The sequence below is a fragment of the Streptomyces olivoverticillatus genome, assembly GCF_014203555.1.
Lineage (GTDB): Bacteria > Actinomycetota > Actinomycetes > Streptomycetales > Streptomycetaceae > Streptomyces > Streptomyces olivoverticillatus.
In genome coordinates this window covers 581329-602049 of sequence record NZ_JACHJH010000004.1, presented here as the reverse complement: position 1 = coordinate 602049, position 20721 = coordinate 581329, and the positions used below count along the sequence as shown (strand labels likewise).

Here is a 20721-nt window from a genome sequence, read left to right as displayed (position 1 = left end):
CCCGCCGTTCTCACAGGAAGGCACGATGAACGCATGAGCGTGACGATCGACATCGCCGGGCTGCCGCCCGAGCGGGTGGTGTTCCGCCCCTCGCCCCTGGCCGAACTGTGCACCGCACTGCACGCCTTGGCCGAGCCCGGGCACCACCCCGGACTGCACGGCTGGACCACCGCGACCAACGCCGGCCTCAAACCGGACCTCGCGGACCGGCTGTGCGAGGCGGACTTCCTGTGGACCTCCACGTTCTCGGACATCAGCCTGCCGTTCGCCGCGCTGCCCGACGCACAGGGCTTGCCCGGCGCGACGCTCGCCGAGGACCTGGACATGCTCGACCGGATGAGCGACGACCTGTTCGCCGACGCCGCCCTGGAGATCTCCTGCTCCCGGCTCTACAGCCAGAACGGCCCGTCGCCGCTGGTCAACGCCAAGGCCCGCAAGCTGGCCCTGGACCGGGCCACCGCGCGCGGCCCCCGGCAACTGGACTTCGCCAAGCGGCTGCTGGACGACCCGCCCGCCGTACGGTCCTGGCTGCGCCGCCTGTTCGAGGACTGCGCGGAGGCGTTCTTCAACGACGTCTGGCACCGGGTGCGGGTGCAGCTCGCCGCCGACTCCCGGCACAAGACGGAGCTGCTGCGCCACAAGGGCCTGGCCGAGGCGCTGGCCGAGGTGTCGCCCGCGATCGCCCTGCCCTCGGACGGCTCCCGGATCATCGTCGACAAGCTGGGCAGCGGCCGGACGACCGCGCTCGACCCGGCGGTCGGCACCGGCATCACCCTGGTCCCGTCCTCCCTGGGCTGGCCCCACCTGTGGGTGGGGCACGCCCCCGGCTGGCGCCCGGTGATCCACTACCCCGTGGCCGCCCCCGAACTGCCGGGCCCCGCCTCGGTCGAGCTGCTCAAACTGCGGCTGGAGGCGCTGTCCCACCAGATGCGGATGCGGATGTGCCGCTACCTGTCACGGTCCGCCTTCAGCACGGGCGAGCTGGCCACCGCCCTCGAGATCACCGCGCCCGAGGTCTCGCGGCACATCGCGGTGCTCAAGAAGGCCGAACTGATCACGACGCGGCGGCGCGGCCGGTACGTGCTCCACCAGCTGGACCTCACCGTGGTGGCCCGCCTGGGCAGCGACTTCCTGGAGGGCGTGCTGCGCTGAGCCAGGAGGCGGCGGTCAGCGCCCGCCGCCGCCCGCGCGCACCAGTCCGCTCTCGTACGCCATCACCACCACCTGTACCCGGTCCCGCAGGCCCAGCTTGGTGAGGATCCGGCCCACGTGCGTCTTGACCGTGGCCTCCGACAGCACCAGCCGCCCCGCGATCTCCCCGTTGGACAGGCCCTGCGCGACCAGCAGCATCACCTCGCGCTCCCGGTCGGTGAGCTTGCCGAGCTCGGCGTTGGCCGGCTCGCCGCCCGCGCTCGGCAGCATCGGCGTGAAGCGGTCCAGCAGCCGTCGCGTGGTGCTGGGCGCCACCACCGCGTCACCGCTGTGCACCGCCCGGATCGCACCCAGCAGTTCGGCGGGCGGCACGTCCTTGAGCATGAAGCCGCTCGCGCCGACCTTCAGGGCCGAAAAGGCGTACTCGTCCAGGTCGAAGGTGGTCAGGATCAGCACCTTCGGCGGATCGGTCCGGGCGCAGATGCGGCGCGTCGCCTCCACCCCGTCCATCCTGGGCATGCGGACGTCCATCAGGACGACGTCCACCGCGGTGGCCGCGACCACCTCCAGCGCCTCCGCGCCGTCCCCGGCCTCGGCGACGACCTCCATGTCGGGCTGCGCCGCCAGCACCATGCGGAAGCCGGTGCGCAGCAGCACCTGGTCGTCGACGAGCATCACGCGGATCGCCATGCGGGGTACCTCTCGATAGTGATGTGCAGGAATGTGCGAAGGATGCTGCGCAACAGTACGCAGGAGATCAACGGCCCGGCTTGATCGGCAGCAGCACGCTGATCCGGAAGCCGCCGCCCGACCGCGGCCCCGCGTCCAGGGTGCCCCCGACCATGCCGACGCGCTCGCGCATGCCGATCAGGCCGTGCCCCATGCCGTCCGCGCCCCCCGACTCGTACAGCTCGTGCTGCGCGCCGCGGCCGTCGTCCTCGACGAGCAGGCCCAGCCCGTCGTCGAAGTACGTCAGCCGCACGCTGGCGCCCACGTCCGGGCCACCGTGCTTGCGGGTGTTGGTCAGCGCTTCCTGGACGATGCGGTAGGCCGTCAGCTCCACGCCGCTGGGCAGCGGCCGCGGCGCGCCCTCGACCTCGAACTCCACCGGCAGGCCCGCGCGCCGCACCTGCTCGACGAGCTCGCCGATCTGCTCGACGTCGGGCTGTGGGACGTACTCGCCGCCCTCCGCGCCCTCGTCGGTGCGCAGCACGCCCAGCAGGCGGCGCATCTCCGCCAGCGCCTGTCGGCCGGTGCCCGAGATCGTCTCCAGCGCCTGCTTGGCCTGCTCGGGCGAGGAGTCCAGGACGTACGCGGCACCGTCGGCCTGCACCACCATCACCGACACGTTGTGCGCGACCACGTCGTGCAGCTCGCGCGCGATGCGGGCCCGCTCGGCGGTCACGGCGATCCGCGCCTGCTGCTCGCGCTCCTTCTCCAGGCGCGTGGCCCGCTCTTCCAGCTGCGCCCAGTACGCGCGACGGGTGCGCATTGAATCACCGAGCACCCAGGCGAGGACGAACGGGACGGTGACGAAGACGGTGCCCAGCACCTGGGTGCCCATGTCCTGGTGGGGGTTGGGCCAGCGCAGCTGGGCGATCACCGGGGCAATGACGCCGGCGATCAGCGCGTACCGGGAGGCCCACCGGGTGCCTCCGGACGCCACCGTGTAGATGATCACCAGCAGGGCGAAGTCGGCGACGTCCACCGAGACATTGAGCCCCAGCTGGGCCAGCCCGGCCGCCGTGGCCAGCAGCAGCATCTTCTCCGGGGCGCGCCGCCGCAGCGCGACCACCACGCTCAACGCCAGCGCCGTCACGATCTGCGCGGGCCTCGACCCCGACACCGCGCCGCCCTCGAGGATGGACAGAGCGCTGGTGCCCAGCAGCAGAACCGCCCAGAAGCTGTCCACTCCGGTCGGGTGTCTGCGGAAGAAGTCGTAGAGGCGCTGCACGTCACCCAGCGTAGGCACGGCGGGTACGTGCGGGGGTCAACCGGACGATCGATCCGACCGCTCCTCTTCTACTCCCCAAGGTGGAGGCCCTGTGACCGCCAGGCGCGCATAACGTGTGCACATGGCAAGCGGAACGAGAACGTGGCGGGAGGCGGCCGAGGCCGCCCTGTACGGCCCCGGCGGCTTCTACCGCCGTCCCGAGGGCCCCGCCGGGCACTTCCGGACCTCCGTGCACGCCTCGCCGCTGTACGCCGGTGCCGTCGTGGAACTGCTGCGCCGCGTCGACGCCGCCCTCGGGCACCCGGCGGAGCTGGCGTTCACCGATGTGGGCGCGGGGCGCGGCGAACTCGTGGCCGGGGTGCTCGACCGGTGCCCGCCGGAGCTCGCCGGGCGGCTGCGCCCGTACGCGGTGGAGATCGCGGACCGGCCGGACAGGCTCGACGAGCGCGTGACCTGGCTGGACGCCCCGCCGGACGGAGTACAGGGGCTGCTGTTCGCCAACGAGTGGCTCGACAACGTGCCGCTGGACGTCGCCGAGGCGGACGGCGAGGGTACGCCCCGCCGGGTGCTCGTCCGCGAGGACGGCGAGGAGCTGCTCGGCGACCCGGTCGCGGGCGAGGACGCGACGTGGCTGGACCGCTGGTGGCCGCTCGAAGGCGCGCCGCCCGGTTCCCGCGCCGAGATCGGCCACCCGCGCGACACGGCCTGGGCCCGGGCGGTGGGCAGCCTGCGGGCCGGGCTCGCGGTGGCGGCCGACTACGCCCACGAATGCGCCGCCCGGCCGCCCTTCGGCACGCTCACCGGCTTCCGGGAGGGCCGCGAGGTCCGCCCGGTGCCGGACGGCTCGTGCGACATCACCGCGCACGTCGCGCTGGACGCGTGCGCAGGGGCCGGGGCTTCGCTGACCAGCCAGCGCGAGGCGCTGCGCGCGCTCGGCGTGGACGGCAGCCGCCCGCCGCTGGCCCTGGCCTCCGAGGACCCGGCCGCGTACGTCCGCGCGCTCGGCGCGGCGGGCGAGGCGGCGGAGCTGACGGCCCCGGGGGGCCTGGGCGCGTTCGGCTGGCTGCTCCAGCCGGTGGGGCTCGCTTCCCCTCTGCTCTAGGGGATGCCTCTGACACGGCCCGGGGAGCCGCGCCCCGGTTTCGGCAAGGGGCGGGTCAGGGGTGAGACTAGCCCCATGACGGAGACGACAGTCGGCATCGGCGGCGCGGCGGAGAGCACCGACATGGTGCTCAACATAGGGCCTCAGCACCCGTCAACGCACGGCGTGCTGCGGCTGCGCCTGGTCCTCGACGGCGAGCGCATCCGGGAGGCGGAGCCGGTCGTCGGCTATATGCACCGCGGCGCGGAGAAGCTGTTCGAGGCGCGCGACTACCGCCAGATCGTCATGCTCGCCAACCGCCACGACTGGCTGTCGGCGTTCTCCAACGAGCTGGGCGTCGTCATCGCCGTCGAGCGGATGCTCGGCATGGAGGTCCCCGAGCGCGCGGTGTGGACGCGCACCCTGCTGGCCGAGCTGAACCGGGTGCTCAACCATCTGATGTTCCTCGGCTCCTACCCGCTGGAGCTCGGCGGCATCACCCCCGTCTTCCACGCCTTCCGCGAGCGCGAGGAGCTCCAGACGGTGATGGAGGAGGTCTCCGGCGGCCGGATGCACTACATGTTCAACCGCGTCGGCGGCCTCAAGGAGGACCTGCCCGCGGGCTGGCTCGGCCGCGCCCGGCACGCGGTGGCCGAGGTCCGCTCCCGCATGGACGTCTACGACCGGCTGGTGCTCGGCAACGAGATCTTCCGCGGCCGTACGCGCGGCGTCGGCGTGCTGTCCCGGGAGACCGTGCACGCCTACGGGGTCAGCGGGCCGATCGCCCGCGCCTCGGGCGTCGACTTCGACCTGCGCCGCGACGAGCCGTACCTCGCCTACGCCGAGCTGGCCGACACCCTCAAGGTCGTCACCCGCGAGGAGGGCGACTGCCTGGCCCGCTTCGAGTGCCTGCTGGAGCAGACGCACAATTCGCTGGACCTGGCCGACGCCTGCCTGGAGCGGCTGGCCGGGCTGCCGCAGGGCCCGATCAACCAGCGGCTGCCCAAGGTGCTCAAGGCGCCGGAGGGCGCCACCTACGTCTGGACCGAGAACCCGCTGGGGCTCAACGGCTACTACCTCGTCTCCAAGGGCGACAAGACGCCCTACAGGCTGAAGCTGCGCTCGGCCTCGTTCAACAACATCCAGGCGCTGGTCGAGCTGCTGCCGGGCACGCTGGTCGCCGACATGGTCGCGATCCTGGGTTCGCTGTTCTTCGTGGTCGGCGACATCGACAAGTAGCCGTACGCGCCCGGCGGGCGGTCCTACGAGATCGCGCTGCGCAGCTCGGCGACGTCGATCTGCTCGGTCTCGTCGTGTGCGGTCAGGTCTATGACCGCGCCGTCCTTGCCGGTGGCCGCCTCGGATTCGGCCTTGGCCTCGGCGAGGGCCTCCTCGCCGACGACGTCGGCCAGATCCTGCTCCTCGACGGGCCTCGGGGGCAGGGACGGCTTCTTCTTCTGGTTGCCGAAGAAGTCGAAACCGCCCTGGGTGCGCACGGCGGGCGACGCGGCGGGGGCGTCCTTCTTCCCCGCCGGCTTCTTCTTCTCCGACTTCTCTGCCTTCGCCGGCTTCTCCGCCTTCTCCAGAGCGGCGGCGGCCTTCGGCTTGGGCGCCTCCAGGGCCTTGGCCATGGGCGCCTTGGCGGGCGCGGGGGCCTTGGCAGCGGGCGTCTTCGGCTCGTCGTCGCGCCGGGCGGCGGCGTCGCGCTGGGCGGCGGCGTTGCGGCCGAGGTCGCGGAGGGCGTCCGCGGCCTTGGCGAAGGCGGCGGCGTCGAAGACGGCGGGTGCACTCGCCTCGCCGCGCGCGGCGGAGCCCTGCGCCCCGCCCTTCGCCAGCAGACGGCGGCCTTCGAGGGCACTGGCGCGGCCGGTCTCGGCGGCGGCGTACCGGCGCAGCAGATCGGCGTGCTCGGTGCGCAGGCGGGCCAGTTCGCCACGCTTGGCGCGCAGCTTGGCCTCGACCCTGGTGCGCAGCAGACGGGTCTCTTCGAGATCCGTCTCCAGCTCGGCTATGCGCTCGTCGGTCTTCCACTCGTCGCGCACCCGGGCGGCGGTCAGCTGGGCCACGCGCTTGCCCGCGGAGCGGTCCCAGCGGCGCATCAGCACCGCTCCGACCACCGTGGCCGCACCCGCGGCCACGGCGAGACCGCGTATGACGAGTGGTTCACCGACCACCAGGGCACCGGCGGCGCAGGCGACCGAAGTCGCGGCGACCGTCGCCGGTGGAAGAAGCCGGTGCAGGGGTGCGGAATGGCGGTGGCGTCCTCGTGGCATGGCCTGAAACTTACCGTGCGTTGCCACGGAAGTGTGACCCCACCACCAAACTCTTCCCTTGATCTTACTTCTCCCCTACTCCGTCACTTCGAGCACTCCATCGAGCTCGCCGTCACTTCGAGACGAGGCCCTTGTCCTTGAGGTAGGCCGCGGCGACATCGGCGGGCTTGAGCCGCTGCGCGTCCACCTTCTTGTTGAGTTCCGTCAGATCGGCCGTGGTCAGCACCTTGTTGAGCTTGGCGAGGGCATCGGCGATCTTCTGGTCGCCGGCCTTCTTGGCATTCATCACCGGCAGGACGTTGTCGGAGTTCTGGAGCTTCTTGTCGTCCTGGAGAAGCACCAATCCGAACTGTTCGAGCGTGGCGTCGGTGGTCGTGGTCAGCAGCAGCTGGTCCTTGCCCGCCTTGACCGCCTGCTTGGCCTGGGTGCTGCCGACCTCCAGCGGGTCGATGCCGGTGACGTCGATGCCGTAGGTCTTCTCCAGACCGGGCTGGCAGAAGGGCCGCTGGGGGCATTCGTCACCGGCGGCGAGCTTGACCTTCTCCTTTGACTTTCCAAGATCGGAAAGCGTCTTGAGACCGTGCTTCTGTGCGAAGTCCGAGGTCACGGCGAAGGCGTTCTGGTCGACGGCGCCGCCCGCGTCGAGCACCTTCAGCCCGCGCGGCTCGGCGAGTTTGCGCAACGCCTTCACGGTGGCGTCGGCATCGGCGGAGGCGACGGCCGGGGCGTCCTTCCCGTTCTGCTTCTTGTTCAGGAATTCGGCGAGCGTTGCCGCATACTCGGGGACCACATCGATCTGGCCCTTCTCCAGCGCCGGCTCATAGAGCTCCCGGGCGTCGACGGTCTTGATCGACGTCGAATATCCGGCGTCCTTGAGCAGCCCCGCGTATATCTCCGCGAGCACCTTCGACTCGGTGAAGGACGCCGACCCGATCACCAGCGAGCCCTGCCCCGGCTTCGCGGAGCCCTCCGAGTCCTTGGACTTCTCCAGGCTGTTGCCTCCGCACGCGGCGAGCCCCACCGCAAGGGTGGCCGCACCGGCCGTCGCCAGCAGGGCGCGGGCGGTCCGCGCCCTGCGCAGGGTCCTGGTCATACCGAACTCCATCCATTCGCACTTGAGCAGTCGTCTCGCACTTAACCAGCCGACATGCACCCGGGCGGAGATCCGGCGCTTAAGCCGTCATCTCCCGCCCGCGGCATCACGCGGCACCCGGGCGGCGCAGCGGGTCCAGCAGCCTCTGCACGAGGATGAACACGCCCTCGACCAGCAGCGCGAGCACGGCCACCAGCAGCGCCCCCGCCACCACCTGCGCGGTGTCCGTCAGCCGGAAACCGGCCGTGATGATCCGGCCGAGGCCACCGCCGCCGGGCAGGGCGGCGAGCGTGGTCGTCGCCACGACCTGGACGGCCGCCGAGCGCACGCCCGTCACGATGAGCGGGAAGGCCAGCGGGAGCTCCACCCGGGCCATCACCTGACGGCCCGTCATCCCCATGCCCCGGGCTGCCTCAACCATGTCCCGGTCCACCTCGCGCATGCCCACATAGGCATTGGTCAGCAGCGGGGGTATCGCGAAGAGCACCAGGGCGATGACGGTGGGCCAGGAACCGTGCGAGCCCAGCGGGCTGAGGAGCAGCAGCACCAGCACGGCGAACGTGGGCACCGCCCGCCCGGCGTTGGAGATGTTCACCGCCAGGGCGCCGCCCTTGCCCAGGTGTCCGAGCACCACGGCGATCGGCAGCGCGATCGCGCACGAGATGAGCAGACACACGGCCGTCAGGAACAGGTGCTCGCCGAGGCGGTGCCACACCCCGTCCGTGCCGCTCCAGTGCGCGCCGGTGGTCAGCCACGTCCACGTGCGGTCGATGACGCCCATCAGGCCGCCACCTCCGCGGCCGGCCGCAGCGCAGCGGACTTCGCCCGCCGCTTCGTGCGCGTCCAGGGAGTCAGCAGGCGCTGGACGAGCAGCAGCACCACGTCCGCCACGACGGCCAGCGCCACGCACAGCACCGAAGCGGTCAGCACCTGCGCCTTGAAGTAGCTGTGCATGCCCTCGTAGATCAGATTGCCGAGGCCGCCGTAGCCGATGATCGCGCCCACCGTCGTCAGCGAGACGGTCGACACCGTGGCGATCCGCAGACCGGCCATCAGGGCGGGCAGGGCCAAGGGCAGTTCGACTCCGAACAGCAGCCGCACCGGCCCGTAGCCCATCCCGCGCGCCGCCTCCCGCGCCTCCTCGGGCACGGAGGCGAGGCCCGCAAGTATGTTCCGCACGAGGATCGTCAGCGAATAGAGCACCAGGCCCGTCACCACCACGGCCACCGACAGCCCGAAGACCGGCACCAGCAGCGAGAACATGGCGAGCGACGGCACGGTGTACAGAATGGTCGTCAGCCCCAGCACCGGCCCGGCGACTGCGCGCCACCTACGGGCCAACAGGGCCAGCGGAAAGGCGACAAGCAGGCCGATGGCCACCGAGCCCAGGGTGATGCCGACGTGCTGGAGCGTGGCGTCCGACAGCTCCTGGCCGCGCGTGCGCAGGTATTCGCCGCAGATCCAGTCGTTGGCGATCAGACAGTTCTGGTCCGCCATCCGTGTCCTCACCTCCCCCTCGGCCTTCACGGTCGGTCACTGGCGACCCTAACCCCGGCCACTGACATTCGCCTCCGCCGCAACACAACGGCAACATTGTTCGAGCGGTAGGACCACCACAATGGGGAGCCATGATCCGTTTCGAGCATGTCACCAAGCGCTACGCCGATGGCACGACCGCCGTGGACGACCTGTCCTTCGAGGTCGCGGAGGGCGAGCTGGTCACGCTCGTCGGTCCGTCGGGCTGCGGCAAGACCACCACGATGAAGATGGTCAACCGGCTGATCGAGCCGACCGAGGGCCGCATCCTCGTCGACGGCGAGGACATCTCCGCCGTCGACCCCGTCGAGTTGCGGCGCCGCATCGGCTATGTGATCCAGCAGGTGGGGCTCTTCCCGCACAAGACGGTGCTGGACAACACGGCGACGGTGCCGCACCTGCTCGGCTGGCAGCGCAAGAAGGCCCGCGCCCGGGCGGCCGAACTGCTGGACCTCGTGGGGCTCGACCCCTCGGTCTACGGCGACCGCTACCCGGACCAGCTCTCGGGCGGCCAGCGGCAGCGGGTCGGGGTGGCGCGGGCGCTCGCCGCGGACCCGCCCGTACTGCTGATGGACGAGCCCTTCGGCGCGGTCGACCCGGTGGTCCGGGAGCGCCTGCAGAGCGAGTTCCTGCGGCTGCAGTCCCAAGTGCGCAAGACGGTGCTCTTCGTGACGCACGACATCGAGGAGGCCGTCCGCCTCGGCGACCGCATAGCGGTGTACGGCCATGGGCGGATCGAACAGTTCGACGCGCCCGCGGCGGTGCTGGGCGCGCCCGCGACGCCGTACGTGGCCGACTTCGTCGGCGCGGACCGGGGCCTCAAGCGGCTGTCGGTGACGTCGATCGAGGCCGGCGACCTCGAACAGCCGCCGGTGGTGCACCTCGACGACCGGCTCGCCCAGGCCGGCGAGCGGCTCGCGCGCGAGGACGCGCGCTGGGCGGTCGTCCTGGACGACGCGGACCGTCTGCACGGCTGGATCTCCGCGGAGGCGGTGGCCTCCGGCGAGGGGACCGTGCGGGACCACGCGCGGCGGATGGACGCATGGGTCCCGGTGGGGGCGTCGCTCAAGCAGGCGTTCAGCACGATGCTGCAGCACGATGCCGGGTGGATCGCGGTGCTGGAGGGAGAGGCGTCGGACCGCTTCGTGGGGGTCCTGACCCCTGCCCGCCTACACGAGGCGCTGCGACGGTCGATCGAGGCCGATGCGACGGGCGCTGCGCGCAGCGAGGCCGTGGTAGAGACGGTGTCCGGGTCCTAGTGCGTGTCCGGTGGGTCAGCACAGGCCCCGCACCGACCCACCGGACACGCCTCAGGCGCGTGACGCGTCTGGGCCGTCGCCGTTTTCCTCGTCGTCTTCCGGCAGCTTGCAGACGCGCTCCATGAAGAAGGCCGCCGCCACCACGCAGGCCCCTGCCAGGACGGACGTCCCCGCATAGATCACCTGGTCGCGCCGGGCCGAGGCCTCCAGGCCGTCCAGGCCGAGGAAGACGCCCACCCCGCCGTACATCCCCGCGACCAGCGAGGCGACCAGCGCACTCGCCTGGCCGAAAACGACCGCACGGGCGGCCAGCAGCGGATCGACGCCCTTCGCCCCCGGCCGCCGCTCCCGCTGGGCCCGCAGCCGCGCGCGCAACGACAGCGCCGTCGCGAACAGGACGACGGCGATGACCGCCAGCACGATCGGAGCCGCCACCGGCACGCTGGGCAGGGTCCCGAAGGAGTCCCACAGCCGCGCCCCGGCCCACGACAGCACGCCGGCCACGGCGAACAGCCCGGCCAGCACCCCGATCCGAAGTTGCTTCACCGAGCCGTCGCCCCTCGTCGTCGCGTGATCATCCTGGTCTTCAAAGGTCTGCCCCCGCAGAACGCCTACTCGGGCAGCCGGAGTTCCAGGTCGGACCGCACGGCCACACCCTCGCGGCCCATCTCGGCCAGCAGGTCGGCCACCGCGCCACGGCCCGGAACAACGGCCTCCGGCTCGACGTCGTGCCACGGCACCAGCACGAAGGCGCGCTCGTGCACCCGCGGGTGCGGCAGGGTCAGCACCGGGTCGTCGGAGACGACGTCCTGGTAGGTGACGATGTCCACGTCGAGCGTGCGGGGACCCCAGCGCTCGTCGCGCACCCGCTCGAACGCCTCCTCGATCGCGTGCCCGCGCTCCAGCAGGGACTGCGGCGGCAGCGTGGTCTTCACCAGCACCACCGCGTTGTAGTACGAGGGCTGGGAGCCGGGATCCACGCCCCACGGCTCCGTCTCGTAGACCGGGGACACCGCCTTGACCCGCAGGCCCGGCGTGTCCTCCAGTGCGTCGATCGCTCCCTGGAGCGTCTCCAGGCGGTTGCCCAGATTGCTGCCAAGGGAGATCACGGCTCGTTTGGGGTTGCTCAGCGTGACATCGGCGGCGTCCACCTGCTCCACCACGGAGGCGGGCACCGGCTGCACGGTCGGGTCGCTGCTGCTCATACTCGGCTCCGGGTGATCGTTACGGTCACATCGTCGAAAGGCACGGTGATCGGGGCGTCCGGCTTGTGCACGACGACCTCGACCTCCCGCACCGGATCGTGCTTGAGGCACTGCTGGGCGATCCGCTCGGCAAGGGTTTCGATCAGGTCGACCGGCTCGCCCTCGACGATGCCGACGACCTCCTCCGCCACGATGCCGTAGTGCACGGTCTTCGCGAGGTCGTCGTCGGCCGCGGCAGCCCGCGTGTCCAGGCTCAGCACCAGGTCCACGATGAAGGTCTGACCCTCCTCGCGCTCCCGGGGGAAGACCCCGTGGTGCCCGCGAGCCTTCAAGCCGCGCAGCGCGACACGATCCACACGAATCACTCCTGCTGGTTGTCGGTGGTGTCCGGGAGCGCCCCGGCCACCGCCGGCGCACCGCCCGACCCTGCCTTCGGCCGGGTTACCCGCCTTCGAATCTACCTGCGAGCACCGACAACGCTCGTCCGCGGGTGCCGCGGGCGGGCGTGCCGCCCGCACCGGTCGGCTTCCGCCGCGCTTACCCGATGACCCCGTGCTCCACCCCTACCCGCCCCGTACGCAGCCCGAACGAGTGGAGCCGAAGGCTTCCCCCTGACGCGTCACACTGACGCCAATGGGCGTAGGCGACCTCACACGTCACCCTCGTCACACCGTCGGTTCGGCCGGCCCCGCTCCGTCGCCCTCCGCACCGGGCGCGTCGTCCTCGTCGTCCTCCCGCCCGGCCAGCACGGGCGAGCCGTGGTGGGACCACACCTTCCACTCGTCCCCGGACCGCCGGAAGACATTGGTGGCCACCACCAGCTGGCCCACCAGCGGCCCCAGCTCGCCCTCGTTCTCGGCCGGACCGCCGCTGAGGATGTTCTCCGTGCAGGTGACCAGCGCGGTGTCGCCGTTCACCGACACCTCGACGTCGGTCAGGAAGAACTGGATGTAGTCGGTGCTCGCCATGATCAGCGCATACGAGCGGAGCACCTCGCTGCGGCCCCGGAGCACCGGCCACCCGGGGTGGACGCAGGAGACGTCGGCGCCGGGCTCGTTCAGCCAGAGCCGGTCCATGGCCGCCGTGTCGCCGCGCTCCATCGCCTCGTACAGGGCGGTGTTCGCGAGCTCGACCCGCTCGCTGTCCGTAGGGGCGGAGGTCACCGGACCTCCCCGGCGCCCGCGCCCTCGACGGCGCGTACGACGCGTACGGCGTCGGCGCTCGCCCGCACCTCGTGCACCCGGACCGCCCAGGCGCCCTCGCGCGCCGCGATCGCCGAGACCGCGGCCGTCGCCGCGTCCCGCTCCCGGGCCGGCGGTGGTTCGCCCTCGGGGCCGGCCAGCACCCGGCCCAGGAACCGCTTGCGCGAGGCGGCCACCAGCATGGGCAGCTCCAGATCCCGGCGCAGCCTGCCCAGGCGGGCCACCAGCGCCAGGTCCTGCTCGGCGTTCTTGGCGAACCCCAGCCCGGGGTCCACCACGATCCGCGCGGGGTCGACGCCGGCGGCGACCACCGTGTCCACCCGCTCCCGGAGCTCGGCGAGGACCTCGCCGTAGACGTCCCCGTAGACCGCCCGGCTGTTCATGTCGGCGCTGAAACCGCGCCAGTGCATCACCACGAACGGCACCCCGGCCGTGGCCACCACGCCCACCATCGCGGGGTCTGCGAGCCCGCCGCTCACGTCGTTGACCAGCACCGCGCCCGCCTCGACGGCCGCCTCGGCGACCGCGGCGCGCATGGTGTCGACGGACACCACCGCGCCCTCCGCCGCCAGCTCGCGCACCACGGGGACGACCCGGCGCAGCTCCTCGTTCTCGTCGACCCGCGACGCGCCCGGCCGGGTGGACTCCCCGCCCACGTCGACCATGTCGGCACCGGCGGCCACGAGGTCGAGCCCCCGTTTCACCGCCGCGGTGGTGTCGAACCAGCGGCCGCCGTCCGAGAACGAGTCGGGCGTGACGTTGACCACGCCCATCACGGCACAGCGGTCCCACTCGGGCAGTCCGACCGGCCCCAGGCGGCCGCGCAGCGTACTCATGCCAACCAGCCTAGGGCGTGTCCGATGGGTCGCGGGCCCCGCGGCGTCTGGCGCTGGGGGCACCTCCCAGCGGTAGCCGGGGGAGCATCGCAAGGCGGAGCATGACCCGCGTACTGGGCGTACTCGGGTCGTGCGACAACGCAGCGAGGTGCCGTGCCAGGGGTCGCAGGGCCTGTGCTGACCCATCGGACACGCCCTGGGGGCGTACAGCCGAAGGCATGCCGCTCGCGGGCCACAAGCGGGCAGGCCCTCCCCGGACCGTGTCCGGGAAGGGCCTGCTCGTCATGCGTCTCGCCAGGTCACGCCGCGCGGGTGACCTCCGCCTGCGCCTCCAGCGCGTCATCGGCCTGGTCGACCGACTTCAGGTGGGCCGGGCGGCGGCGCATCAGGCGCGGCAGCTCCAGGAAGCCCTCCGCCTGCATCATCGCGAAGCCGATGCGCGGCAGGTCACGGCTGTTGGGGAAGACCACGAAGCGCGGCTCCCAGCGCGGCCGGAACTTCTCGTTGAACTTGTACAGCGACTCGATCTGGAACCAGCGCGAGAGGAAGATCAGCGCCGTGCGCTGCACGCGCACCACCGGGCCCGCGCCCAGCTTGCTGCCGCGCTCCAGGGCGGAGCGGAAGAACGCGAAGTTCAGCGACATGCGCTTGACGTCCAGGTCGGGCGCGGCCTGCAGGAAGGCGACGATCAGCAGCTCGTTCATGCCCGGGTCGGCGCTGCGGTCGCGGCGCATCAGCTCCAGCGAGCTGCCGTCCTTGCCCCACGGCACGTAGTGCTGCATGGCCTTGAGGTCGCCGAAGGGGCTGGGCTCCTCGCCCTCCTCCGGGTCCTTGTGGGCGGTGGCGATGATGGCGTCCAGGTCCTTGGGGTCGCCGATCCGGCCCAGGGCCATGGAGAAGCCGCGCTCGTCCTCGGTGTCGCGCCAGGCGTTGGCGGCCTTCTGGACGGCCTCGAGCTCTTCGGCGTTCAGGTCGCCGACACGGCGGACCTTGGTGGTGTAGCCGTTGCGCTCGATGCGCTTGACCATCTGGCGGACGTTGCGCATGGAACGGCCGCTCAGGCTGAAGTCGGCCACGTCGACGATCGCCTCGTCGCCCATCTCCAGGGCGTCCAGCCCGGTCTCGCGGGCCCACACCTCACCGCCGGTCTCGCTGCAGCCGGCGACGGCGGGGGTCCAGGAGTGCCGCTTGGCCAGCTCCATGAACTGCTCGATCGCGCCCGGCCACGCCTCGACGTCACCGATGGGGTCACCACTGGCGAGCATCACGCCGGAGACGACGCGGTAGGAGACCGCGGCCTTGCCGGAGGGCGAGAAGACGACGCTCTTGTCACGGCGCAGCGCGAAGTGGCCGAGCGAGTCGCGCTCGCCGTGCTTGGCGAGCAGCTCGCGCAGCCGGTCCTCGTCCTCCTCGGTGAGGACGGCCGCCGGGTACGCCGGGCGGAAGGCCAGGTACGCGGTGGTGGCGACGGTCAGCAGACCGAGGGCGCCCAGCGAGTAGCCGACGGTGTAGTCGACGTGGTCGGTGTAGCGGATCGAGCCCTCGAAGCCGAAGAGGCCCCATATGACGTGCTCGATCTGCTCGATCACCGGCGGGTCGCCGACCATCTTGTCGGCATGGGAGCCGACGATCACCCAGCCGAGGCCGAAGCTGGCCCCGCCCATGAGGATGAAGTTGGCCAGCGCCTTCCAGCGGCTGCGCGGGTCCGGAAGCGCCAGGAAGGACTTCCTGTGCCGCAGCAGGTAGACGAAGAGCAGCAGGGAGAGGACCGCCCCGATGTGCGAGTGCCGGTAGAGCGCCTGTGCGGCAGCACCGATCGGCAGCAGGATCACGGCGGCCAGCCAGGCCTGCTGCTTGGCACGCTTGAGGCCGTGGGCCAGCATCAGCAGCAGGATGCCGACGATGATCGAGCCGGCCGCGGCCAGCTGGGTCACCGAGCCGGGCAGCACCTCGGAGAGGGCGTGCACCCTGCTCCACCGGAACCTGGGGATGACGCCGGCCGCTATGTCGGCGAGGCCGATGAAGGCTCCCACGGTGCCGACGACGGCAGGTACGTTCTCGGGTTTGGGTCCCTTGACGATACGCGCAAGCACCGACAGCCACTTAGGCCCCGAAGGAACCTCGTCGGACTTTTTGGCATCTACCCTGACAGACATCTCTTCCCGTCGTCCATGGCGAGTGGACGTGCGCCATCTGGCGGCAGCGCCCGGACAATGTGCGCCCTGTAGGACGACGGATTCGGGGTTGAGGTTCCGCGGGGGGCCGAGCCCGGAAAGAAGTAACCATTCCGCGACTCGGCGCCGAGTCGCTCGGCAGAAAGCACCTCATGGGTCTCACCAGCATGGCAGTACTTCTGCTCGCCATAGCGGCGGCAGTCGTGCTCTTCGGATTGACCATTTGGCTCTGGCCCCGGCTGGGCAAGAAGGGCTTCGGTTCGGTCGCGGGACGGGTGGGCATGCTGCTGGCCACCCAGATCTCCCTGTTCGCCGCGATCGGCCTGTGGGCGAACCAGTCCTTCGGCTTCTACGGCTCCTGGGCCGACCTCTTCGGCCAGGTCAAGGACGAAGGCGTGGTCGTCGACCACAGCGCCGCGGGCAAGCGGGTGCAGGTCGTCGGCATCCAGGCCGTGAAGGTCCCCCGGGGCAACGTCCCCCGCGTCGGCGGCAAGATCGAGAAGATCAACATCGCGGGCCCGGACTCGAAGATCAACAGCCCGGCCTACGTCTACCTGCCGCCCGAGTACTTTCAGCCCGAGTACGCCAACAAGACCTTTCCCGCGTCCGTCGTGCTGACCGGCTACCCGGGCACCGCGGAGGCGCTGATCAAGGGTCTCGACTACCCGGTGCGCGCGCACAAGCTGGCCAAGGACAAGAAGATGCAGCCCACCGTCCTGGTGATGATGCGGCCGACCGTGGCCCCGCCCCGGGACACGGAGTGCATGGACATACCCAACGGCCCCCAGACCGAGACGTTCTTCGCCAAGGACCTGCGCAAGGCCATCTCCCAGCAGTACCGCGTCGGCGACAAGGCCGCGAACTGGGGCATGATCGGCGACTCGACCGGCGGCTACTGCGCCCTGAAGATCGCGATGCGCCACCCGGACTCGTACTCCGCCGCAGCCTCGCTCTCCGGCTACTACAAGGCCCCGCAGGACCCCACCACGGGCAGCCTCTTCGGCGGCAGCAAGCAGCTGGAGAACGAGAACGACCTGATGTGGCGCCTGAAGAACAAGGAGCTGCCGCCCATCTCCGTGCTGGTCACCAGCAGCAAGAAGGGCGAGCACAACTACAAGGACACGATGAAGTTCATCGGTCTGGCCGCGAAGTCCCCCACCCGCGTCTCGTCGATGATCCTCGACAGCGGTGGCCACAACTTCAACACCTGGCGCCGTGAGCTGAACCCCACCCTCACGTGGATGGGCAGCCGCCTCGTCGCCTGACCTCTCCGCGCGGCGAGCGCCGCACGAGAGCTCCCCGGCCCGCCGATTTCCGGCGGGCCGTTTCCGTTTCCGGTACGTCCGCAGAGACGCAAGCCGCAGGGCGTGCGCCCTAGCGGGAGGCCATGATCAGGCTCATCGCCTCGGCGCGCGTCGCCGAGTCGCGCAGCTGCCCGCGGACCGCGGAGGTCAGCGTCTTGGCGCCGGGCTTGCGGATGCCGCGCATCGACATGCACATGTGCTCGCACTCGACCACCACGACGACGCCGCGCGGCTCGAGGATCTCCATCAGGGAGTCGGCGATCTGCGTGGTCAGCCGCTCCTGCACCTGCGGGCGGCGGGCGAAGACGTCCACCAGCCGGGCCAGCTTCGACAGACCCGTGATCTTGCCGCTCGTCGCGGGGATGTAGCCCACGTGTGCCACGCCGTGGAAGGGCACCAGGTGGTGCTCGCAGGTGCTGTACACCTCGATGTCGCGCACCAGCACCATTTCGTCGTGCCCCAGGTCGAAGGTCGTGGTCAGCACGTCCTCCGGCTCCTGGCGCAAGCCGGCGAATATCTCCTTGTAGGCGCGCGCCACCCGGGCCGGCGTTTCGCGCAGCCCCTCTCGGTCGGGGTCCTCTCCGACCGCTATCAGCAGCTCACGGACGGCGTTCTCGGCCCGTTTCTCGTCGAATTCCCCAACGGAGCGCAGGGCGTCCAGCGTCACCGGGTCGGTCATGGAGTTGCCTCGTTCCTCGTACGTACGCACCGGCGCGGCCCCTGAAAAGCGCGATGCCGCGCCCCCAAGGCTAAAACCTGGGGAACGCGGCATCCATTCCGGGCCCTCTCGGGCCGGACTGTCAGCTCTCCGGGGTGCCGGAGCCGTCCTTGCGCAGCTCCACCGAGTCGACCGGGGCAGCACCGTTGTTGGCGGCGGTGTTGTTGGTCGGGGTGAGCTCCTTCGGGGAGAGCACCGGCGGGCGGGTGGAGGGCGTACGGCGCGAGGAACCGGTCCACGCCGGGCGGGCCGGGCGCTTCACGATGTGCTTGAAGACCTCGGCGATCTCCTCCTTGTTCAGCGTCTCCTTCTCCAGGAGCGCCAGAACGAGGTTGTCGAGCACGTCGCGGTTCTCGACGAGGATTTCCCACGCCTCGTTGTGCGCGGTCTCGATGAGCTTCTTGACCTCTTCGTCGACCAGCGCGGCGACCTCTTCGGAGTAATCCCGCTGGTGCGACATCTCGCGGCCCAGGAAGGGCTCGGAGTTGTCGGAGCCGAACTTGATCGCGCCGAGCCGCTCGGTCATGCCGTACTGCGTGACCATCGCGCGGGCCGTGGCGGTGGCCTTCTCGATGTCGTTGGCAGCACCGGTGGTCGGGTCGTGGAAGACGAGCTCCTCGGCCGCGCGGCCGCCCAGCATGTAGGCCAGCTGGTCGAGCATCTCGTTGCGCGTGGTCGAGTACTTGTCCTCGTCGGGCAGGACCATGGTGTAGCCCAGCGCACGGCCGCGGGACAGGATCGTGATCTTGTGAACCGGGTCGGAGTTCGGGGAGGCCGCCGCGACCAGGGCGTGACCGCCCTCGTGGTACGCGGTGATCTTCTTCTCCTTGTCGCTCATGATCCGGGTCCGCTTCTGCGGTCCGGCCACGACACGGTCGATCGCCTCGTCCAGCATGTGGTTGTCGATCAGCTTGCGGTCGCTGCGGGCCGTCAGCAGGGCGGCCTCGTTCAGCACGTTGGACAGATCGGCACCGGTGAAGCCGGGGGTCCGACGGGCGACGGCCGCGAGGTCGACGTCCGGGGCGACCGGCTTGCCCTTCTGGTGGACCTTGAGGATCTCCAGACGGCCCTGCATGTCGGGGCGGTCGACGGCGATCTGCCGGTCGAAGCGGCCCGGGCGCAGCAGCGCCGGGTCGAGGATGTCCGGGCGGTTGGTGGCCGCGATCAGGATGACGCCGCCCTTGACGTCGAAACCGTCCATCTCGACGAGCAGCTGGTTGAGCGTCTGCTCGCGCTCGTCGTGGCCGCCGCCGAGGCCCGCGCCGCGGTGCCGGCCGACGGCGTCGATCTCGTCGACGAAGACGATGGCGGGGGCGTTGGCCTTGGCCTGCTCGAACAGGTCACGGACCCGGGAGGCGCCCACACCGACGAACATCTCGACGAAGTCGGAGCCGGAGATCGAGTAGAACGGCACGCCCGCCTCGCCGGCGACGGCGCGCGCGAGCAGGGTCTTGCCGGTGCCGGGCGGGCCGTAGAGCAGCACACCCTTGGGGATCTTGGCGCCGACGGCCTGGAACTTCGCCGGCTCCTGCAGGAACTCCTTGATCTCGTGGAGCTCCTCGACCGCCTCGTCGGACCCGGCCACGTCGGCGAAGGTCGTCTTGGGGGTGTCCTTGGTGATCAGCTTGGCCTTGGACTTCCCGAAGTTCATGACCCGGGAGCCGCCGCCCTGCATCTGATTCATCAGGAACAGGAAGACGACGACGATGAGCACGAACGGCAGCAGCGAGAGCAGCACCCCGATGAAGGGGTTCTGCTTCGACGTCGAGACGTTGTAGCCCTCGGGGAGCGTCTTGGGGTCGTCGTCATCGGCCTTGGCCTGGAGATCCTTGGAGATCTCCACGCCCTGGTCGCCGATGTAGTTCGCCTGGACCTTGCTGCTGCCCTTGATCTTCTGACCGTCGACGAGCTCGACCTTGATCTTGTTCTCGTCGCCGGTCGTCAGCTCGGCCGACTTCACCAGGTTCTTGTCGATCGCATGCACGACCTGACTGGTGTCCACCGACTTGTAGCCGCCGGACGAGCCGACGACCTGCATCAACACGACCACGGCGAGGACGGCCAGCACGATCCACATGACCGGCCCACGGAAGTAGCGCTTCACGTCCATCCATACGGGGCGCGAGCGCCCCGTCCCTCCTGCCACAGTGAGGCACGGCGACCCCTGATTGGGGCGCCTGTGCATGCGGTGTCCTGCTCGACCTTGCAGAAAAACAATGCTTGAAAAGACTGACCTTCGGACGGTACCCCAGCATTGTCACCCGACGCCGCTGCGGACGGTCAACAAACCCGCCCTCGCATGCTCCAACGGCGGGAAACCGGGTTCGGTTCCCGCCCGCCGGAAGGGGCCCGTCCAAGGGCCGGGGGTGCTCAGCCGCCGTAGACGTGCGGCGCGAGCGTGCCCACGAAGGGCAGGTTGCGGTATTTCTCCGCGAAGTCGAGACCGTAACCGACGACGAACTCGTTGGGAATGTCGAAGCCGACCCACTTCACGTCGATGGCGACCTTGGCCGCCTCCGGCTTGCGCAGCAGCGTCACGACATTGAGCGACGCCGGCTCGCGGGAACCGAGGTTCGACAGCAGCCACGAAAGAGTAAGCCCGGAGTCGATGATGTCCTCGACGATCAGGACGTGCTTGCCCTTGATGTCGGTGTCGAGGTCCTTGAGGATCCGCACCACACCGGAGGACTGGGTGCCCGCTCCGTAGGAGGAGACCGCCATCCAGTCCATGGTGACCGGGTTGGACAGGGCGCGCGCCAGGTCCGCCATCACCATGACGGCGCCCTTGAGGACGCCGACGATGAGCAGATCCTTGCCCGCGTACTCCGCGTCGATCTTCGCGGCCAGCTCCGCCAGCTTCGCGTCGATCTCTTCCTTGGTGATGAGCACCGACTTCAGGTCGGTGCCCATGTCCTTCTCGTCCACCCGCGCCAC

The 20721-nt window shown here is 70.6% G+C and carries 20 protein-coding genes; 5 read left to right on the top strand and 15 right to left on the bottom strand.

The window, feature by feature from the left end; translation table 11 throughout:
• Window positions 1-33 precede the first annotated feature (33 nt).
• Window positions 34-1152, top strand: coding sequence for a DUF5937 family protein (locus tag FHS39_RS16935; RefSeq protein WP_184350153.1), 1119 nt, complete (start codon window positions 34-36; stop codon window positions 1150-1152).
• A 15-nt stretch (window positions 1153-1167) separates the two neighbouring features.
• Here the strand turns inward: FHS39_RS16935 and FHS39_RS16930 are convergent, their stop codons facing one another.
• Together FHS39_RS16930 and FHS39_RS16925 are read right to left on the bottom strand one after the other, a co-directional pair.
• Window positions 1168-1842: a response regulator gene (locus FHS39_RS16930; protein ID WP_045933018.1), complete on the bottom strand. Its 675-nt coding sequence runs from the start codon at window positions 1840-1842 to the stop codon at window positions 1168-1170.
• 67 nt (window positions 1843-1909) lie between these two features.
• Window positions 1910-3106, bottom strand: a complete 1197-nt coding sequence (locus FHS39_RS16925; protein WP_184350152.1) for a DUF7134 domain-containing protein — start codon at window positions 3104-3106, stop codon at window positions 1910-1912.
• A 121-nt stretch (window positions 3107-3227) separates the two neighbouring features.
• On the opposite strand from FHS39_RS16925, the gene FHS39_RS16920 reads away from it, so the two are divergent.
• Entirely contained in the window at window positions 3228-4208 is a 981-nt protein-coding gene (locus tag FHS39_RS16920; protein ID WP_184350151.1) for an SAM-dependent methyltransferase, read from the top strand.
• 75 nt (window positions 4209-4283) lie between these two features.
• Window positions 4284-5426: an NADH-quinone oxidoreductase subunit D gene (locus FHS39_RS16915; protein ID WP_045933016.1), complete on the top strand. Its 1143-nt coding sequence runs from the start codon at window positions 4284-4286 to the stop codon at window positions 5424-5426.
• Between the two features lie 23 nt (window positions 5427-5449).
• On the opposite strand, the gene FHS39_RS16910 is transcribed toward FHS39_RS16915, so the two are convergent.
• The 4 genes from FHS39_RS16910 to FHS39_RS16895 all read right to left on the bottom strand — a co-directional run bounded on the left by FHS39_RS16910 (window position 5450) and on the right by FHS39_RS16895 (window position 9050).
• A complete protein-coding gene (locus FHS39_RS16910; protein WP_184350150.1) occupies window positions 5450-6460 on the bottom strand; it encodes a hypothetical protein in 1011 nt (336 codons plus the stop codon).
• Between the two features lie 112 nt (window positions 6461-6572).
• Window positions 6573-7553 (bottom strand): ABC transporter substrate-binding protein, encoded by a 981-nt coding sequence (locus FHS39_RS16905; protein WP_045933015.1) that lies wholly within the window; start codon window positions 7551-7553, stop codon window positions 6573-6575.
• 106 nt (window positions 7554-7659) lie between these two features.
• A complete protein-coding gene (locus FHS39_RS16900; protein ID WP_184350149.1) occupies window positions 7660-8334 on the bottom strand; it encodes an ABC transporter permease in 675 nt (224 codons plus the stop codon).
• The gene (locus FHS39_RS16895; RefSeq protein WP_045933013.1) at window positions 8334-9050 is read right to left on the bottom strand and encodes an ABC transporter permease; all 717 of its coding nucleotides are present in this window, start codon (window positions 9048-9050) and stop codon (window positions 8334-8336) included. Before FHS39_RS16895 ends, FHS39_RS16900 begins: the two co-directional genes overlap by 1 nt.
• Window positions 9051-9181: 131 nt before the next feature.
• On the opposite strand from FHS39_RS16895, the gene FHS39_RS16890 reads away from it, so the two are divergent.
• The gene (locus FHS39_RS16890) at window positions 9182-10348 is read left to right on the top strand and encodes an ABC transporter ATP-binding protein (protein ID WP_184350148.1); all 1167 of its coding nucleotides are present in this window, start codon (window positions 9182-9184) and stop codon (window positions 10346-10348) included.
• Between the two features lie 51 nt (window positions 10349-10399).
• Here the strand turns inward: FHS39_RS16890 and FHS39_RS16885 are convergent, their stop codons facing one another.
• The 6 genes from FHS39_RS16885 to FHS39_RS16860 form a co-directional block, all read right to left on the bottom strand.
• On the bottom strand, window positions 10400-10894 hold the full coding sequence (locus tag FHS39_RS16885) for a DUF3180 family protein (RefSeq protein WP_184350147.1): 495 nt from the start codon (window positions 10892-10894) through the stop codon (window positions 10400-10402).
• A 65-nt stretch (window positions 10895-10959) separates the two neighbouring features.
• Entirely contained in the window at window positions 10960-11553 is a 594-nt protein-coding gene (gene folK / locus FHS39_RS16880) for a 2-amino-4-hydroxy-6-hydroxymethyldihydropteridine diphosphokinase (RefSeq protein ID WP_045933010.1), read from the bottom strand.
• Complete coding sequence (gene folB, locus FHS39_RS16875) at window positions 11550-11909, bottom strand: dihydroneopterin aldolase (RefSeq protein WP_045933009.1); 360 nt, start codon at window positions 11907-11909, stop codon at window positions 11550-11552. The genes folK and folB overlap by 4 nt, the downstream gene beginning before the upstream one ends.
• Window positions 11910-12218: 309 nt before the next feature.
• Entirely contained in the window at window positions 12219-12716 is a 498-nt protein-coding gene (locus FHS39_RS16870) for a nuclear transport factor 2 family protein (protein ID WP_184350146.1), read from the bottom strand.
• Window positions 12713-13591, bottom strand: coding sequence for a dihydropteroate synthase (folP, locus tag FHS39_RS16865; protein WP_045933007.1), 879 nt, complete (start codon window positions 13589-13591; stop codon window positions 12713-12715). Before folP ends, FHS39_RS16870 begins: the two co-directional genes overlap by 4 nt.
• A 299-nt stretch (window positions 13592-13890) precedes the next feature.
• Window positions 13891-15747 carry a phosphatidylglycerol lysyltransferase domain-containing protein gene (locus FHS39_RS16860; protein ID WP_184350145.1) on the bottom strand — a complete coding sequence of 619 codons (1857 nt, stop codon included), beginning with the start codon at window positions 15745-15747 and terminating at the stop codon, window positions 13891-13893.
• Between the two features lie 170 nt (window positions 15748-15917).
• On the opposite strand from FHS39_RS16860, the gene FHS39_RS16855 reads away from it, so the two are divergent.
• Complete coding sequence (locus FHS39_RS16855; protein WP_184350144.1) at window positions 15918-17030, top strand: alpha/beta hydrolase; 1113 nt, start codon at window positions 15918-15920, stop codon at window positions 17028-17030.
• A gap of 109 nt (window positions 17031-17139) precedes the next feature.
• On the opposite strand, the gene folE is transcribed toward FHS39_RS16855, so the two are convergent.
• The 3 genes from folE to hpt all read right to left on the bottom strand — a co-directional run bounded on the left by folE (window position 17140) and on the right by hpt (window position 20697).
• Window positions 17140-17748, bottom strand: coding sequence for a GTP cyclohydrolase I FolE (gene folE / locus FHS39_RS16850; protein ID WP_184350143.1), 609 nt, complete (start codon window positions 17746-17748; stop codon window positions 17140-17142).
• A gap of 121 nt (window positions 17749-17869) precedes the next feature.
• Window positions 17870-19897, bottom strand: a complete 2028-nt coding sequence (ftsH, locus tag FHS39_RS16845) for an ATP-dependent zinc metalloprotease FtsH (protein ID WP_184350142.1) — start codon at window positions 19895-19897, stop codon at window positions 17870-17872.
• A 260-nt stretch (window positions 19898-20157) separates the two neighbouring features.
• Window positions 20158-20697 carry a hypoxanthine phosphoribosyltransferase gene (gene hpt, locus FHS39_RS16840; RefSeq protein WP_004940393.1) on the bottom strand — a complete coding sequence of 180 codons (540 nt, stop codon included), beginning with the start codon at window positions 20695-20697 and terminating at the stop codon, window positions 20158-20160.
• Window positions 20698-20721 lie beyond the last annotated feature (24 nt).

Excerpts from the sequence above, each read along its gene's own strand:
- FHS39_RS16935 (WP_184350153.1), top strand. The coding sequence starts at position 34 with ATGAGCGTGACGATCGACATCGCCGGGCTGCCGCCCGAGCGGGTGGTG.
- FHS39_RS16930 (WP_045933018.1), bottom strand. The coding sequence starts at position 1,842 with ATGGCGATCCGCGTGATGCTCGTCGACGACCAGGTGCTGCTGCGCACC.
- FHS39_RS16920 (WP_184350151.1), top strand. The coding sequence starts at position 3,228 with ATGGCAAGCGGAACGAGAACGTGGCGGGAGGCGGCCGAGGCCGCCCTG.
- FHS39_RS16915 (WP_045933016.1), top strand. The coding sequence starts at position 4,284 with ATGACGGAGACGACAGTCGGCATCGGCGGCGCGGCGGAGAGCACCGAC.
- FHS39_RS16910 (WP_184350150.1), bottom strand. The coding sequence starts at position 6,460 with ATGCCACGAGGACGCCACCGCCATTCCGCACCCCTGCACCGGCTTCTT.
- FHS39_RS16905 (WP_045933015.1), bottom strand. The coding sequence starts at position 7,553 with ATGACCAGGACCCTGCGCAGGGCGCGGACCGCCCGCGCCCTGCTGGCG.
- FHS39_RS16900 (WP_184350149.1), bottom strand. The coding sequence starts at position 8,334 with ATGGGCGTCATCGACCGCACGTGGACGTGGCTGACCACCGGCGCGCAC.
- FHS39_RS16895 (WP_045933013.1), bottom strand. The coding sequence starts at position 9,050 with ATGGCGGACCAGAACTGTCTGATCGCCAACGACTGGATCTGCGGCGAA.
- FHS39_RS16890 (WP_184350148.1), top strand. The coding sequence starts at position 9,182 with ATGATCCGTTTCGAGCATGTCACCAAGCGCTACGCCGATGGCACGACC.
- folK (WP_045933010.1), bottom strand. The coding sequence starts at position 11,553 with ATGAGCAGCAGCGACCCGACCGTGCAGCCGGTGCCCGCCTCCGTGGTG.
- folP (WP_045933007.1), bottom strand. The coding sequence starts at position 13,591 with ATGAGTACGCTGCGCGGCCGCCTGGGGCCGGTCGGACTGCCCGAGTGG.
- FHS39_RS16860 (WP_184350145.1), bottom strand. The coding sequence starts at position 15,747 with ATGTCTGTCAGGGTAGATGCCAAAAAGTCCGACGAGGTTCCTTCGGGG.
- FHS39_RS16855 (WP_184350144.1), top strand. The coding sequence starts at position 15,918 with ATGGGTCTCACCAGCATGGCAGTACTTCTGCTCGCCATAGCGGCGGCA.
- folE (WP_184350143.1), bottom strand. The coding sequence starts at position 17,748 with ATGACCGACCCGGTGACGCTGGACGCCCTGCGCTCCGTTGGGGAATTC.
- ftsH (WP_184350142.1), bottom strand. The coding sequence starts at position 19,897 with ATGGACGTGAAGCGCTACTTCCGTGGGCCGGTCATGTGGATCGTGCTG.
- hpt (WP_004940393.1), bottom strand. The coding sequence starts at position 20,697 with ATGGGCACCGACCTGAAGTCGGTGCTCATCACCAAGGAAGAGATCGAC.